Below are 16,230 nucleotides of genomic sequence, written 5' to 3' on the forward strand. Positions count from 1 at the left end.
TCTTGCCAATTTTTATCCAGTATAATCTTCAATTGTCATCGCTGATATGGTCATTGAATCATAACCACGAGTGGATAATTTCAACTAAATCATCGACCCTTCCCCTATTAATAGGCACAGTGGGAATTGATTTCAAGAAAGCCTTCCCATATTTAGTTGTTACAATCCTTTTGTCAAAGACTACAATAATGCCACGATCATTTTCTGTTCGAATCAGGCGGCCAAATCCCTGTTTAAATCTAAGAATCGCTTCAGGGAGTGAGTATTCTGAAAATGAATTCCCCCCGCGTTTTTCTATCAACTGACATTTAGCCTCGGTTAAAGGATCATCTGGCGGACTAAATGGAAGCCTGACTATAACAAGGCAGGATAAGTCCTCACCAGGTATATCTACCCCTTCCCAGAAACTGCTGGTTCCTAATAATAATGCTTTATCATAGCGCTGGAAATTCCGGGTTAGCCTTGTTCGGCTGCCGCTTGTTATCCCTTGAGCAATCATCGCATAATCATGTAAAAAACCACTTTCTTTAATTAATTCATAAGTTTTCCTAAGCATGTCATAGGCTGTAAATAGAAGCAGCATTCTTCCTTTTGTTGCTTCAGCAATTGTAATAATATGCTCCGTTATTGAAATAACATAATCATCAAGAGAAACAGAGTTTATTTCTGGTAAGTCTTCAGGAATTAAAAGCTGTACCTGCTGATTATAGGCAAATGGTGAAGGGATATTTACTTGTATAGTTTCATTAGGATCAAGGCCAATTTCCTTTATGAAATAATCAAATGATTTATTTACAGTCAGTGTCGCCGATGTAAAGACGACCGCTTTTTTTAGTTGAAAGAATTGTTCCTTTAACTGCCCGGCCACGGAAGTTGGCTGAACCATAAATGTAGTCACATTTTGCGGTGAACGAATATCGATTTCAATCCATTTTACATCGTTGGTTAGTTTAAGAAAGGAATCGATAACCGTACTTCTAAGTTCTGCCAATTCACATTGAAATGATAGAATTTCTTCCAATTTATTTTCATCCGAACGTGATAAAGAATTACTCTCCTTTTTAATCCATTCAAGACGGTCGGAGATTTCTGAATAGAGGTCCTTAAGCAAAAAGGCAAACCTCTCTGCACTGTGAATAAGTGCCTTTTTTTCTTTCGCTTCGTCGTTTGCTGAAAAGCGAACCTTGGTACGATTAATTCCTTTTTTATTCGTCATCTTGGCTCTTGCAAATTGGGCAATCAATTGGAATAATTCGTCTGTTTCAAACGTAAGATCAGTCATTAATTGATTTATCTTGGTTGTAGGTGTCAAAATCTCGTTTTTTCCTGATACTGAATCAATTAGCCTCTCCATCTCATAAAAGAGTTGTTTTTGTTCATAAAGGCCAAATTGACTTAATGTCAGACGGGTGGATAAATAATCAAATGTATGTCCAAAGAACTGACTTGCCGCTTTTTCAAAATGGTGTCCTTCGTCTATAATAGCGTAAGAAAAATCAGGTAGGATCGTTCCTTCCCCTTTAATATCGCTTAATAATAAAGAATGATTTGTAATAATGATATCTGCTGCTTGCACTTTTCTTTTGGCCCTTAAATAAAAATCTCTATCTTGCCACTCTTGGTTCTGTAAAAAAATAGCTGGTTCATTTTTAATTTTGTTCCAAAAAATTTGCCCGCCGCTTGAAAGGTTTAATTCATCCCTATCACCGGTTTCTGTTTCGATCAGCCAAACAAGAATTTGCATTTTGGTTAAACCAGTATCGTAATTATCATTTTCTTCTTCCAGGGTCTGTTTAAATTTTTCTAAACTAATATAATGATTTCTCCCTTTTAGCAAAACAAAGTTTAAATGAAACGGCAAAAGTTTTGCCAAAAGAGGGATTTCATTTTTTAAAAGCTGTTCTTGCAAATGAATGGTATGTGTACTTACGACGATAGGAATCCTATTTTCCCTTGAAAAGTAGGCAATTGGAAGCAAATACCCTAGTGATTTACCAACACCCGTTCCAGCCTCAATCACCGAATGCCTTTCACATTGAAATGCTTGATAGACTTTATCCATCATCGTAAATTGGCCAGTCCTCTTTTCAAATGCATCAAATGCCTTACTTACTAAATCAATTTTATCTGACTCCGTTGCAGGATATTGATACTCACTACCATTAGCAGTTGAACCTGTAGGATCTGGATGTCTTTTTAAGGCTAGTTCCTTAAAAATCTCGATAGACTCAGGCAATCTTTCCATTGCATCTTCTTTATTAACCAGTATTTCATCAAGTAACTGCTGAAGGTCGCTTTTCAATCCTCCGGATAAATGAGCAAGCTGTTTTAGCGTGACGATTGGTAATGATGTCATTCGATCCAAAAGAATAAGAAAAAGTTCAGCCGTGACCTGTGCATCACTATCTGCTTGATGGGGACGATCATGAGTCAATTTTTCTCTTTCTGCTAAGTCAGATAGTTTATAGCCATCTGCAGTCGGATAAAGGATTCTTGCCATTTCAACTGTATCAAGAACAGGTCCGAAAAACCCTTCCTGGCCAGACTGGATTAATTCTTCTTGTAAAAAGGACAAATCAAACAAAACATTATGTGCAACAAAATAGGCTCCATCCAGTAAAGTCATGACCTTTTCTGCGATTTCCGAAAAAAGCGGCGCATCTTTGACCATATCATCATTTAAACCAGTTAATTCTTCAATAAATAATGGTATGGATTTTTTTGGATTGACTAGTGATGAAAACTTTTCTGTAATTTTTCCATTTTCAATGACCACAGCTGCAAATTGGATGATTTTATCACCCTTTTTTGGAATGTTTCCTGTTGTTTCCAAATCAATTACGACGAATTTATTAAGCATTCATTAACACCCCAAACCTTCGTTCAGTAAAACGGTATCACATTATCTTCCAAACAAAAAGGATATGCTATGTGGAGAATCCGATTCTACCATTATCATTACGATTTTTATTATTATGTATATTATATAAAACTCTTGTTAAAAAAGAAAAATCCCCAGAACTGGGGATTACATGATTGTGAGTGCAGGTTCAGCATGGATTAGTTCTTTTATACGATTGTTTTCATCCATAATTGCCACTTTTGGCTTATGCGCAGCTAGTTTTTCTTCAGCGACTAGCGCATAGGAAATAATAATGACAATATCACCTTTTTGAACAAGGCGGGCAGCTGCACCATTTAAACAAATGACTCCACTGCCTCGTTCACCTGGAATAATATAGGTCTCTAAACGAGCACCATTATTATTGTTAACAATTTGAACCTTTTCATTTGCAATCATTCCAACTGCATCTAATATATTTTCATCAATTGTGATACTGCCCACATAATTTAAATTTGCCTCTGTAACTGTAGCACGATGGATTTTTCCGTTCATCATGGTGCGAAACATATATCTTCTTCCCCCAATTCCTCTTATTCCCTATTAATCTATTTTCGTGATGAAATTGTCTATTAAACGTACCTTTGAAAATTTTACAGCGAGCGCAATAATAATTGTACCCTCTAATTTTTCCAATGGTTTTAATTGTGGATAGGAGTAAATTTGTACATAATCAATAACACCACTCGCTTCATGATTAATCATTTCACGAATCAAGTTAATTAATTTAGCAGGGTCTTTCTCACCCTCATTAATGGCTGCTTCTGCAGCTTGAAGGCTTTGAAATAGAACGGGTGCTTCTAGTCTTTCTTGCGGAAGCAGATTAACATTTCGAGAACTTTTCGCTAGCCCGTCAGATTCCCGAACGATATCTACGGCAACAAGATTTACAGGAATATTAAAATCAGAAATTAATCCCTCAATAACCGCAACTTGCTGAGCATCTTTTTTTCCGAAATAGGCTCTTGTTGGCATAATGATGTTAAAAAGCTTTGTAATGACTGTTGCTACGCCGTCAAAATGGCCAGGGCGTGAACTCCCACACAAAACATCTGTCCGATCCTGTACGGTTACTTTGACTGAAAGTTGGTTTGGATACATTTCTTCGCCAGAAGGATAAAACAGATAATCAACCTTTTCACTTTCAGCCAAGGTACGGTCACGCTCAAAATCGCGTGGATATTCAGCATAATCCTCTGTTGGCCCAAATTGTAATGGGTTAACAAATATGCTTAGGACAATAATATCATTTTCCTGTCTTGCTTTATTCACAAGTGTTAAATGCCCTTCATGGAGAAATCCCATCGTTGGGACAAAGCCAATCGATTTACTCTGGCTTTTGTGGTTGGAGATTATCCCCTGCATTTCCTTAATGGTTGTGATGACCTTCATTTTATACCTCCATAAAGCCCTTTCAGTTCCTGTTCCTTCATTGTGAAAGAATGCTTATCCTCAGGAAACTGTTTACTTTTTACGTCTTTTGCATACGCTTGAATGGATTCGATCATGAATGGATTAACGGAATGGTATTGTTTCACGAACTTTGGTACTCGTTCAACACCATAGCCAAGGATATCATGATAGACAAGCACTTGACCATCCACGTCAACTCCGGCACCAATACCAATAATAGGAATCGAAAGACTTTGTGAAATTTCCTCAGCCAATTGTTTTGGGACACATTCAAGAACAATGGCAAATGCTCCTGCCTCTTCACATTTCTTAGCATCATCCATTAATTTCCTTGCAGCTTGTGCATCTTTCCCTTGTACTTTATACCCGCCTAATACTCCTACTGATTGAGGGGTCAACCCTAAATGAGCACATACAGGAATGCCCGCCTTTGTGAGAGCTGCAATTTTTTCTAAGACATCATCTGCCCCTTCAAGTTTTACCGCATGTGCACCTGTTTCTTGAATAAGTCTGCCTGCATTCATCAATGTATCCCGAACGGAAAGGTGATAGGTTAAAAAAGGCATATCAGCGAGAATAAATGTATCTTTAGCCCCTCGTTTAACCGCCTTCGTATGATGGATCATGTCTTCAAGCGTAACTGGGATGGTTGAGTCATACCCAAGAACAACCATTCCGAGGGAGTCTCCCACTAAAATGACGTCGACTCCTCCTTCTTCTGCTTGTTTAGCAGATGGGTAATCATACGCAGTCAGCATGACAATTTTTTCATTATTTTCCTTCATTTTTAAAAAATCTGTTGTTTGCTTCATCCATTTTCCCTCCTTTTAATTGGGAGAGGGGAAAAGAAGTTTTCGAAGAGCAAATAAAAAGATCCTTCTGAAGGCAGAGGATCCCGATTACTCTTTTACGTGCTTCATCCCTCTGTCCCGGTCCGTTAAACGGATCTAGGCAGAAACCTTTTTAATTGTTTGTCACATAAAGGTGCAGTTCACTGTGGATACTGCCCATTGGAATGAATTATAGCAAATTTCACGAAAAGTTCAAGCCCTATAATTCAATATCGGCTGAATAGATGTGGTGGATGAAACCAGACTCATCCTCTAATTTCAACACTCCATCATCTGTGATGCCAAGAGCTTTTCCCTCAATGGTAGTCGTTAATGTTCTTGCTTTTATGTATTTGCCGATACTGCCGGCATAGCCCTCCCATAAAAGTTTTATTGGTAAGAAGCCCTTTTCGAGATACACTGTATACAGTTTTTCAAAGTGCTTGAGGATACTTCTAATTAACTCAGCTCTCGAAACTGATACTTTATTCTCAATAAAAAGGGAGGTGGCAATTTCTTGAAGCTCTGATGGGAAATCATCTTTCTTTTGATTCACGTTTATACCTATTCCAATTATAATCGAATGAATTTGATCTGCTTCAGCCTGTAATTCCGTTAATATCCCCGTTACCTTTTTTCCATTAATAAGAATATCATTTGGCCATTTTATTTCTGGGATAACGTCTGTCATTTCTTCAATTGCTTGAACTGTTGCAACAGCTGTTAGCAATGTCAATTGTGGCGCGTTACTAAGAGGCATATTAGGACGTAAGAGCATGCTCATCCAAATACCAGTATATTTTGGAGAATGCCATTTACGGGCCATTCTCCCCCTTCCTGCCAACTGCTCTTCGGCAATGATGATGGTCCCTTCTGGGGCATCTTCTGAAGCTAAACGGTGTGCAATCTTCTGGGTAGATTCAACACTCTCTTCATAATGGATATTTCTCCCCATCAAGGTAGTTGTTAAACCGAGCCGTATTTCATCAGCTGTTATTTTTTCTGGTGTTTTTAGTATCCGATAGCCTTTATTTCTAACCGCATCTAATTTAAATCCTTCTTTTCTGAGTTCCTCTATATGCTTCCATACTGCTGTCCTAGAGCAGCCAATGAGTTCTGCAAGATGTTGTCCTGACAGAAAGTCATCCCCAGCATTTGTAAAGGCATCCAGTAGTTCTTTTCTTATTTCAGATTGCACTTTATTAGCCACTCCTTGATTTTTTCAATGTTATTTTCGATTTGTCCAGCTAAGATCTTCTTTTCAATAGTTAAAAGAGTCTCCTTCAGCCATGGTCCTCCTCTTTTATTGAACAAGGCCATTAGGTCATTCCCAGACACATTTATTTCTGCACGATCTTTTATTGGTAGAGAGTCGTACAGATCGATCCAACGTTGCAATGATTCTGTTTCCTTGATGTTATTAATTACAAGGTAGACCCTTTCTGTTGAAAGAATCGTATTTCGCCCCGCAGAAAATAAGTCATAAATAGACCATTCTTGGTCAAGTCTTATATAGAGGAAATGGACAATCCGCTGAATCTCTCTAATTTCCTTAAGTGAAAGCCGCCATTCCTTTAGGAAAACCTCAATCTCTTTTTCCTTTAGATTTAAACAGAAAATCAATAATGACCATATTTCATTCATCTTAAGGTCGGGGCTTTCAAAGCCTAGCATTTTTTCTAAAAACTGCCTATTGTCCTTCAAACCAGGTAAATATAAATAAATGTTGGTTTCAAGGAGAATAGTAAGTGCCGTTCGTTTATTCTTTCCGATTAAAAGTTTTTCAAACTCTACCCGTTTTCTCTCAACCGCAATGTTCTCAAGCAAATGAACCAGCGTGGCTAATGCTTGAACTGTTCCCTTTTCAATTTGAAAAGAAAGTTGGCTAACAAACCGAACAGCTCTCATTATTCTTAGAGCATCTTCTTGAAATCTATCACTTGGATTTCCGACTGTTTGAATTACTTTTTTTTGTATGGATAATAAACCATTAAATGGATCTATCAGTTTTCTATTTCTGTCCATTGCAATTGCATTCATCGTAAAATCTCTACGCTTTAGGTCATCCTTTAAATTACGAATAAAAGTAACCTCTTTGGGTCTACGATAATCTTGATACTCTGATTCCGTTCTAAATGTAGTAATTTCATATGCTCCATGTTTAACAAGGACGAGAACCGTTCCATGTTCTATTCCAATATCAATTGTTTTCGGAAAAATCTTTTTCACTTCAGCAGGTGTGGCACTAGTTGCGATATCTACGTCATTAATCTCTCTTTTTAACAGAAAATCTCGAACTGAACCACCGACAAAATAGGCTTCATAGCCAGCATCCTCCAGCTGTTTTAAAACAGGAGCTGCTGTTAAGAATGGATCTGTCATTTCCTTCACCTTAATTCAGTAAATTAAAATAAATTTGCTCATATTGTTCAACGATTTTGTCAGCTTTAAATTTGGTTTTGGCAGTATAGACGGATTGGTTAGAAAATTGTTGGTGAAGGATGTTGTCATTTAAAACCGTTAGTGCTTTATTGGAAATATCTTCGATGTCACCCACTTCACAAATGAAACCATTGACACCATGATTAATAACCTCAGGAATACCGCCAACATTGGTACCTATACATGGAACCCCACATGCCATCGCCTCTAATGCAACTAGGCCAAAGCTTTCTTTTTCCGATAATAACAACATTAAATCACTAATGGAGTACAATTCCTCTAAGCTTTCTTGTTTTCCAAGGAATATGACTTGATCCTCTAATCTAAGCTCTCTAACCAACTTACAAACAATGGTGATTTCAGGACCATCACCGACTAACAGTAATTTAGCAGGTATTACAGATGCGATCTTGGCAAAGGATCTCACTACATCTTTCACCCGCTTAACTGGACGAAAATTGGAAACATGAATAATAACTTTCTCATCTTCCCTTATCTCAAAATCTGACTTTAAAGCAAGCGCATCACTTTTTTTATAGATGCGGTCATCAATAAAATTATAAACGGTTTCGATTGGTTTATCAGGATTAATAAGTTCATAGGTTTGATCCACTAACGATTTGGAGACAGCCGTTACCACATCAGATTTTTCAATTCCAAATTTAATGGCATCTGTTAACGATGGATCATACCCTAAGATCGTTATATCTGTTCCATGTAACGTCGTGACAATTTTAACATCACGGTGGCTCATTTGCTTCGCTAATATTGCACAAACTGCGTGAGGAATAGCATAGTGGACGTGAAGCACATCTAATTTTTCCCGATTTGCTACTTCCGCCATTTTACTTGCTAAGGCAATATCGTAAGGTGGGTACTGAAATACGGAATATTGATTGACTTCAACCTGATGATAATAGATATTATGATAAATTTTATTTAACCTAAAAGGGATACTAGATGTGATGAAATGAATTTCATGACCTTTTTCAGCCAGCATTTTTCCTAATTCCGTCGCTACCACACCTGAACCACCTACGGTTGGATAGCAAGTAATGCCAATTTTTAATTTCCTCATCGTTATTCTCCTATCAAATCTCGATTCAAAAGAATGGGAACTTTCGTTTTGAACCCTTCAGCAAATGTGACACCAACAAGTTTTCCAAACATTTTTTCCCTTGACTCTACTGTTTCAATATACCCATTTACCAGCGGGGTATTGTAACTTTCTTCTGTTTGCTCAAACTGGCTTTTGTATTCCCTCAATGCTTGGAGCTTCTGATCCATATATTGTGAAATATCGATTGTAAAATCTGGTTTATGAAAACCATTAATCATATAAAAATAAACTCGCTCCACGCGGTGTGCTGGTTCATTTCCTTCTGTTTCATACTTTCTTATTCCAGCAGAAAATACTGCCTCTTCCACTAAATTAGCACAATTCCCATGGTCAGGATGCCGGTCCTCAAAATAAGGTGCAAAAACAACCTGAGGCTTCGTAAGTCTAATCACCCTAGCAATTTCTCTTATGTATTCTTCTTTAAAAAATAATCCCCTATCTGGAAAACCAAGTGAAGTTCGCATTGAAACTTTAAGAATCTCAGCCGCATTTGCCGCTTCCAATTTTCTTAATTCAACGTTCCCATTCGAAGAAAGGTCGGCATCTGTTAGGTCACAGATACCAACACGTTTTCCTTCTGATGTCAATTTTGCAATCGTACCGGCCATGCCAATTTCGACATCGTCTGCATGGGCTCCAAATGCAAGGACTTGAAGGTGTGGATTATTCATTGATTACACCATTCTCTTTATTAAGATTTCTCCATTCAATTAGTCCTAATTCTAAACCTCTAATTAATAATTCCGCAGTTCCCATATTTGTAGCCAGCGGAATGGAGTATACATCACAAAGCCTGACTAATGCAGTGACGTCTGGTTCATGCGGCTGAGAGGTTAAAGGGTCGCGGAAAAAGAAAACAGCATCCATTTTATTTTGGGCAATCATTGCCCCTATTTGCTGGTCACCACCAAGAGGTCCAGATTGGAAACGAGTAATATTTAACCCCGTTGCTTCACTAATCCTTTGTCCGGTAGTCCCTGTTGCAAATAAAGTATGCTTCGCAAAAATATACTGATAGGCGGTTGCAAATTGAACCAGATCATTTTTCTTTTTATCATGAGCGATTAAAGCAATATTCATAATTATGACTCCCTACTCTAATATATTTTCAAGTCCATAAACAAAGGTATTATGTGTCATTACGGATTCTACTGCCACTTTTACTCCTGACATAAATGAACCGCGGTGATAGGAATCATGCTTGATGGTTAAAGTCTGACCATCGGAACCAAATAACACCTGTTGATGGGCGACCAATCCAGGTAACCGTACAGAGTGAATATGCATTCCATCATAATTTGCACCCCTAGCACCTTCTATTGCTTCTTTTTCATTTGGGTGGCCTTGATTTTTCGCCTCTCGAACAACAGAAATCATTTCAGCTGTTTTTACAGCTGTTCCTGATGGAGCATCAAGCTTCTGGTCATGGTGCAATTCAATAATTTCTATATCTTCGAAATATTTTGCAGCCATTTGCGAAAATTTCATCATTAACACAGCACCAATTGCAAAATTTGGAGCGATAATACATCCCAGATTTTTCTCCTGACAAATTTGTTCTAATTCCTCTAAATCACTAGCAGAAAATCCTGTAGTGCCCACTACTGGACGGACATTGTAGGAAAGTGCCGTTTTGGTATGGTGCATGCCTACTTCAGGTGTGGTTAGATCAATTAACACATCAGCTTGAACATTTTGCAGGCAGGTGTCAATATTTGAATAAACTTGCACATTATGTATCGAGTGAAAACCTTCTAAATCGCTTAACATAATCCCATCATATTTATGATCCACAGCAGCAACTAGTTCAAAGTGTTCCGTATTGGTTACCAGCTTTACAGCTTCACTGCCCATTCTTCCGCGGGGTCCAGCGATAATAATTCTAATCTTTCCCATCCAAATCACTCCATCTTAACATCGTTAATTCTTGTCCAACGATCTTTGTCTCTTGTATTAAATTTCGCCATCACATAATCATGTGCATCTTCGAGGCTAATATTTAAAGAATTAGCAAAACAAATTAGTACAAATAAAAGATCCCCTAGTTCTTCCTCAATGGCTTTTTCGGTTTCACTAGTTTTTTTCGGTTTCTCTCCATAATAGTGATTTATTTCCCTAGCAAATTCCCCTAATTCTTCCGTAAGTCGCGCCAGCATTGCTAGTGGACTAAAATAACCCTCTTTAAATTGACTAATGTACAAATCTACCTCTTGTTGAAGGTCTTTCATCGTTTTTTCTTTTGCCATGTATTTCACCTCTTTATTACGTCCGATAATTATGTCCATACTACAACTACTATCCATTGTTTATGTTAGCTAAATTAACGCCGATTTACAAATGATTTCATTTATAATCTGCTCTTTTTCACAACTCATTGCTCTTGCAATTTTTATTCGCTATAATAAAACCGCCATATAAGAGAATTTATGGCAGAGGGGGGATTATTAATGTTATCAGGGCTTAAAGTAAAAAACATATTGTTCATCCTATTAGGGGCAGCAATCTTGTCATTTGGACTAGTCAATTTTAATATGCAAAACAAGTTAGCAGAAGGTGGATTTACAGGGATTGCACTCTTATTTTATTTCTTGTTCAAATGGGATCCATCTTATTCAAATTTATTATTAAATATTCCTCTTTTTTTTATTGGGTGGAAATTGTTAGGACGAAATACCTTCCTTTATACAATTATAGGAACGGTTGGGGTATCGATTTTTTTATGGATATTTCAGCGTTATGCCATTGATATGCCGCTTGAAAGTGATTTAACATTAGCTGCATTATTTGCCGGTGTTTTAACAGGTATTGGGTTGGGAATCATTTTCCGTTATGGAGGAACGACAGGCGGAGTCGATATTATTGCAAGACTCGTCCAAAAATATGCAGGCTGGAATATGGGGAAAACGATGTTTTTGTTTGATGCCTGTGTTATCACCTTATCACTTTTAACCTATTTAAATTATAAGCAGGCCATGTACACCCTAGTGGCTGTTTTTATAGGTGCAAGAGTCATTGATTTCATATTAGAGGGTGCTTATTCTGCACGTGGAGCAATGATCATTTCGGAAAAAAACGAACAAATTGCCTCTAAAATTATGGAGGAAATGGACCGCGGGGTAACAGCCTTAAAAGGTTATGGGTCGTACACGAAAAGTGAGCGGGAAGTTTTATATTGTGTTGTAGCTAAAAATGAAATAGTCCGGCTAAAAAATGTGATCACTTCGGTAGATCCTCATGCCTTTGTTTCCATCACCATTGTCCATGATGTTCATGGTGAAGGATTTACCTTGGATGAAAATAAAATGCCTTTAGTAGATTAAAAAAGCAATGTCCAGCTGGACATTGCTTTTTTTAATCAATCCTTTAAATCCCTGGAACGGTCTTTTTTCATGTTCTTGTCACCTTGGTATTTTCTAAAGCCTACATAGGATAAGGTCATGATAATTATGCTTCCTGTTGAGATGATAACCCACCAAATGTTAGGGTCTGCCTGGTCCTCTTCCATATTGGAAAAGAGATTGACTAGGTCTGTATCTAGTTTTTCTAATTCCTCTTGACTTTTTGAATCATTTACTACTTGGGAACGATATTCATTAATAAAATCAATCCGAGCATCTAGCCTTTGAACATTTTCTACGGAGACATCAATTTTCATACTGGGATAGATAACATTGTACAAAGATAAAAATGAATTGAAGTTTGTATGAAAGTGTCCTGAATCACCTTTTTTTGCGGCATCTTTTGCCTGATGAAAGGCTGTCATAATTTGGTCTTCCATTTCTACCCATAATGGTTGATGGCTTGTTGCAATGGCATCAATAACAAGACGAAATTTAACAAATTTATTTATTCGTTCCTCATCTTTCATGTTGGAACTAACAGCAGCCTCCATTGCTTCATCGTGGGAGGTATTGATAATTCTTACCTCATCCATTGTTAATGGCTGATCCGTACCAGAAATACTAGTGAACTGATCAGAAAAATAATCAAGCATTCTTTTTGCATCATCATATCTATGAAACTTCACCATTTGGAGTGCTTCATCTGAGATATCATCAAGCTTCTCCATTGGCGATTGATGTTCAGCATAAATAGTTGTGGGAGTAAGCATCATGATAATTGCAAATAAAAATAACCATTTGATTTTCAATCCTTGTCCCCCCTTTCATTACTAATAAAATGTATGTAGGGGTGGACAAGGTTAGACCAGATTGGATTATTTTATTTCAAGTTTATATCGATTGGACCGAATTGAAAAATAATAGGCTAGAACGATTGAGAGAATCGATAGCCAGAATGTAAAATAGCCAATTTGCGGAGTGTATTCATCAAGCATATGGTAGCTCGGCAACATGAAGAAAACATAGTCAATCACATCATTATGCAGGGTCCAAATAGCTGTTATGATTAAATGCTTCCATTTAAATCGATAAAATGGGGCATATAAAATACCTTGGACGGCCATAGCAAAATGGGAAAAAATCAACATATAACCAACCGAATCTAGTTCTCCCTGAACAAAGTAGACCAGTATGTTCATTACTACTGCCCAAATTCCATATTTAAAAAGTGTGACAATAGCAAGCGCTTCTACTAATGGCCAGTTTCTCCGTAATAGAAAAGCAATTAATACAAAAACAAAAAATAAACTAGCGGTTGGACTGTCAGGTACAAATAAACGAAAAATAGCTGGTGTCTCTTTTAATTGCCATCCATACCAATAATAGCCATAGATGGTTCCAGCTATATTGATCATTAATAATAACATCATAATTTGCCTATTGGCCAAGAGAGGATATATCCAACGCACAAGTAAGCCCCTTTCATGATTTATTTTTCCATGAAGAAAAAAGCTGACGATCCTTCGTCAGCTTTCCTCAATTTGATTATTACTTACCAAGGCCTGAGATAAATTCAGAAAGTGTTTTAAGTTCTTCGTCAGTCCCTTTGAAGATTCCGGGCGGCATTTTACCGCCCTTACCTTCTTTGGCAATCTTTGCAATTTCTTCTGGTTTTAAGCCTGTACCGACTAGTGCGGGTGCACCGGCACCACCTGAAAGATTTTCACCATGACAAGTAATACATGTATTAGCACTAGCTATTTTATAACCAGCGCTCGACTTATCAATATCAACCTTTGCAACAATTTTACCTTGGCGTTCAGCCTGTGCCCAGTCATGTGTCGCAACAGATTCCCAAGTTAAATATACGGTGGCAGCTAATGCCAAGAGCATAGCTCCAGTTGCAATCGGACGCTTCATTGGACGTCGTTCCGGACCATTATCCAGGAACGGAGCTAATAATAAGCCTCCAAATGCAAGTCCTGGCATAATCATTGCCCCGATAACCGTATACGGTCCGGATGCAAATGAATATTTTAGTAATTGATACAAGAACAAGAAATACCAGTCTGGCAATGGAATGTACCCAGTATCGGTCGGGTCCGCAATCCTTTCAAGCGGAGCCGGATGGGCAACTGTTAAACATAAAAAGCCGACAAGAAATACGGCTCCTATCATCCATTCTTTCAAAAGGAAGTTAGGCCAAAACGCCTCTGTTTTACCAGGGTATTCAGAGTAATCTTTCGGAATCATTTTTTTTCGTTCAGAAGGCGCTAAAACACGTGAATCACCAACGAACTTTAATCCTTTACCGCGATGCATCGAGAAATCCCCCTCCTTTTTCCGTAGTTAGTAGAAAAACTTCGATAATAAAATAAAGCCGTTTTTTATAGTGGTCCAGAAATACCTTGTTTACGAATCATTAAGAAGTGAGCTCCCATTAAACCAAGCAATGCACCTGGAAGGAAAAACACATGAATCGCAAAGAAGCGGGTTAATGTTTGAGCACCAACAATGTGTTCATGTCCTGCAAGTAAAACCTTAACCTGCGTGCCGATAAATGGTGTCGCTTCGGCAATTTGCAGACCTACTTTTGTTGCAAATAACGCTTTCATGTCCCAAGGTAATAAGTAACCTGTAAACCCTAAACCAAGCATAACGAAGAAAATAAGAACTCCGACTACCCAGTTTAATTCACGAGGTTTTTTATAAGCACCTTGGAAGAAAACACGTAGAGTATGTAAAAACATCATGACAAGTACTAAACTTGCACCCCAGTGATGCATACCACGTACAATTTGTCCAAAAGCAACTTCATTTTGAAGATAATAAACAGATTCCCATGCATTTTTAATATCTGGTACATAGTACATGGTTAGAAACATACCAGAGAGAATTTGAATGACTGTAACGAAGAATGTTAGACCACCAAAGCAGTATACAAACGCTGAAAAATGATGCGCTGGATTAACGTGCTCAGGTACTTCATGGTCTGCGATATCGCGCCACAAAGGCGTAATATCTAAACGTTCATCTACCCAATCGTAAATCTTGTTTAACATGTTACGCCTCCTTCCGTGGTTCAGCTTTACCTAAATAAAGAAAACCGTCTTTTTCCTTGTATGGATATACATCAAGCGGGTGAAGTGGTGGTGTACCAGGAATGTTGGTTCCATCCTTTGTATAACGCCCATAGTGGCATGGACAAAAGAATTGGTTTGGATGTTCCTTGTCCGTATTCCAGTTAACCGTACAGCCTAAATGTTTACATGTAGGTGAAAGGGCTACAATTTTACCTGCATCATTCTTATAAACCCAGGCAGTATTCGTTACCTCTGACTCATACCATGCATCCTTTTGCTTAAAAGTAAAGTCAACTCGAACCGGTTCTTCCTTTAATTCAGAAACCTTTTGCTTTGTTGCGATGAAATCTCCGCCTTCTTCAGCTTTTAAAACAGGATCAACTGCAAATCTAACCATTGGCATTAGCATACCAGCCGCCATGAAACCGCCTACCCCTGTTAATGTGTAGCTTAAAAATTGACGTCTTGAAACGCGTTGCTTACTCATGCTTATATCCCCCCCTCTATTTACGAAGTTAAGTCCAACGGACAAAATTTAAACACATATAAAACTAGGACATAACAATGATATATCAATCTGCATGTTAGGTCAATATCATACTATTTTAAAAACATACTTAAAAAATTGTTTTACTCATTTTCATGCCATTTTTGCGTAAAAAGATTCAAGAGCTGCTTTACTTGACTATCAACAACCGCCATTTTCTGTGAATCATTCATATGCTCCAACGGAATTGATGGAAGCCATATTACCGTTCCAGCTAGGTTTTCTTCTCGTGTTCTCCATTCGATTTCGGATGTTATGTAAAATAAGTGTTTAAACTCCCCCTTTTCAAGGCTGGTCTCCCAATCCTTTAAATCCTTAATGGTATTTTCACCATTTTTGGACTTCAGATACGTAAATGGAGGCAATAGTATTAATCTTCCCGTAAATTGCCTTTCTAAATGACCTGTTAGTAAAGTAATAAACTCAGCTGCAGCAGCTGATTGTTTCATCTCCCCACCAACAGAAACGGCAACTAACGGGACAATTGCCGTGTCAACATATTCCTTGGCATTCAAATAAGTCTCAATATCTTGAGATGTCCATTTCATAGCT

The 16,230-nt window shown here is 37.8% G+C and carries 18 protein-coding genes; 1 reads left to right on the forward strand and 17 read right to left on the reverse strand.

Translation table 11 applies throughout. The features are described from left to right. Positions 1-58 precede the first annotated feature (58 nt). From dinG to V7137_RS00150, 11 genes are all read right to left on the reverse strand, one after another. Entirely contained in the window at positions 59-2,860 is a 2,802-nt protein-coding gene (gene dinG, locus V7137_RS00100; RefSeq protein WP_335455391.1) for an ATP-dependent DNA helicase DinG, read from the reverse strand. Positions 2,861-3,028: 168 nt separating this feature from the next. Next, positions 3,029-3,412 (reverse strand): aspartate 1-decarboxylase, encoded by a 384-nt coding sequence (gene panD / locus V7137_RS00105; RefSeq protein WP_335455394.1) that lies wholly within the window; start codon positions 3,410-3,412, stop codon positions 3,029-3,031. Positions 3,413-3,445: 33 nt separating this feature from the next. Beyond that, positions 3,446-4,294 carry a pantoate--beta-alanine ligase gene (gene panC / locus V7137_RS00110; protein WP_335455396.1) on the reverse strand — a complete coding sequence of 283 codons (849 nt, stop codon included), beginning with the start codon at positions 4,292-4,294 and terminating at the stop codon, positions 3,446-3,448. Then, positions 4,291-5,127: a 3-methyl-2-oxobutanoate hydroxymethyltransferase gene (panB, locus tag V7137_RS00115; RefSeq protein ID WP_335455399.1), complete on the reverse strand. Its 837-nt coding sequence runs from the start codon at positions 5,125-5,127 to the stop codon at positions 4,291-4,293. Before panB ends, panC begins: the two co-directional genes overlap by 4 nt. Before the next feature lie 238 nt (positions 5,128-5,365). Then, positions 5,366-6,343, reverse strand: coding sequence for a biotin--[acetyl-CoA-carboxylase] ligase (locus V7137_RS00120; protein WP_335455401.1), 978 nt, complete (start codon positions 6,341-6,343; stop codon positions 5,366-5,368). Beyond that, on the reverse strand, positions 6,328-7,527 hold the full coding sequence (locus V7137_RS00125; protein WP_335455404.1) for a CCA tRNA nucleotidyltransferase: 1,200 nt from the start codon (positions 7,525-7,527) through the stop codon (positions 6,328-6,330). The genes V7137_RS00120 and V7137_RS00125 overlap by 16 nt, the downstream gene beginning before the upstream one ends. A 10-nt stretch (positions 7,528-7,537) precedes the next feature. Next, positions 7,538-8,665 (reverse strand): N-acetyl-alpha-D-glucosaminyl L-malate synthase BshA, encoded by a 1,128-nt coding sequence (gene bshA / locus V7137_RS00130; protein WP_335455405.1) that lies wholly within the window; start codon positions 8,663-8,665, stop codon positions 7,538-7,540. A 2-nt stretch (positions 8,666-8,667) separates the two neighbouring features. Beyond that, positions 8,668-9,378, reverse strand: a complete 711-nt coding sequence (bshB1, locus tag V7137_RS00135) for a bacillithiol biosynthesis deacetylase BshB1 (RefSeq protein WP_335455407.1) — start codon at positions 9,376-9,378, stop codon at positions 8,668-8,670. Next, a complete protein-coding gene (gene mgsA, locus V7137_RS00140; protein ID WP_335455408.1) occupies positions 9,371-9,787 on the reverse strand; it encodes a methylglyoxal synthase in 417 nt (138 codons plus the stop codon). Before mgsA ends, bshB1 begins: the two co-directional genes overlap by 8 nt. A gap of 12 nt (positions 9,788-9,799) precedes the next feature. Next, the gene (gene dapB / locus V7137_RS00145) at positions 9,800-10,603 is read right to left on the reverse strand and encodes a 4-hydroxy-tetrahydrodipicolinate reductase (RefSeq protein WP_335455411.1); all 804 of its coding nucleotides are present in this window, start codon (positions 10,601-10,603) and stop codon (positions 9,800-9,802) included. Positions 10,604-10,608: 5 nt separating this feature from the next. Continuing rightward, positions 10,609-10,953: a nucleotide pyrophosphohydrolase gene (locus tag V7137_RS00150; protein ID WP_218349062.1), complete on the reverse strand. Its 345-nt coding sequence runs from the start codon at positions 10,951-10,953 to the stop codon at positions 10,609-10,611. 201 nt (positions 10,954-11,154) lie between these two features. On the opposite strand from V7137_RS00150, the gene V7137_RS00155 reads away from it, so the two are divergent. Then, entirely contained in the window at positions 11,155-12,027 is an 873-nt protein-coding gene (locus V7137_RS00155; protein WP_218349063.1) for a YitT family protein, read from the forward strand. Between the two features lie 35 nt (positions 12,028-12,062). On the opposite strand, the gene ypjB is transcribed toward V7137_RS00155, so the two are convergent. The 6 genes from ypjB to V7137_RS00185 all read right to left on the reverse strand — a co-directional run bounded on the left by ypjB (position 12,063) and on the right by V7137_RS00185 (position 16,226). Next, entirely contained in the window at positions 12,063-12,857 is a 795-nt protein-coding gene (gene ypjB, locus V7137_RS00160; protein ID WP_335455414.1) for a sporulation protein YpjB, read from the reverse strand. Positions 12,858-12,923: 66 nt separating this feature from the next. Beyond that, positions 12,924-13,517: a DUF1405 domain-containing protein gene (locus V7137_RS00165; RefSeq protein ID WP_335455417.1), complete on the reverse strand. Its 594-nt coding sequence runs from the start codon at positions 13,515-13,517 to the stop codon at positions 12,924-12,926. 79 nt (positions 13,518-13,596) lie between these two features. Then, entirely contained in the window at positions 13,597-14,370 is a 774-nt protein-coding gene (locus V7137_RS00170; protein ID WP_335455420.1) for a menaquinol-cytochrome c reductase cytochrome b/c subunit, read from the reverse strand. Between the two features lie 65 nt (positions 14,371-14,435). After that, a complete protein-coding gene (gene qcrB / locus V7137_RS00175; protein ID WP_026563914.1) occupies positions 14,436-15,110 on the reverse strand; it encodes a menaquinol-cytochrome c reductase cytochrome b subunit in 675 nt (224 codons plus the stop codon). 1 nt (position 15,111) lies between these two features. Then, positions 15,112-15,618 (reverse strand): ubiquinol-cytochrome c reductase iron-sulfur subunit, encoded by a 507-nt coding sequence (locus tag V7137_RS00180; RefSeq protein ID WP_335455424.1) that lies wholly within the window; start codon positions 15,616-15,618, stop codon positions 15,112-15,114. 143 nt (positions 15,619-15,761) lie between these two features. Beyond that, the gene (locus V7137_RS00185; RefSeq protein WP_335455428.1) at positions 15,762-16,226 is read right to left on the reverse strand and encodes a YpiF family protein; all 465 of its coding nucleotides are present in this window, start codon (positions 16,224-16,226) and stop codon (positions 15,762-15,764) included. Positions 16,227-16,230 lie beyond the last annotated feature (4 nt).

The organism is Neobacillus drentensis (assembly GCF_036962765.1).
GTDB classification, from domain to species: domain Bacteria; phylum Bacillota; class Bacilli; order Bacillales; family Cytobacillaceae; genus Neobacillus; species Neobacillus drentensis_C.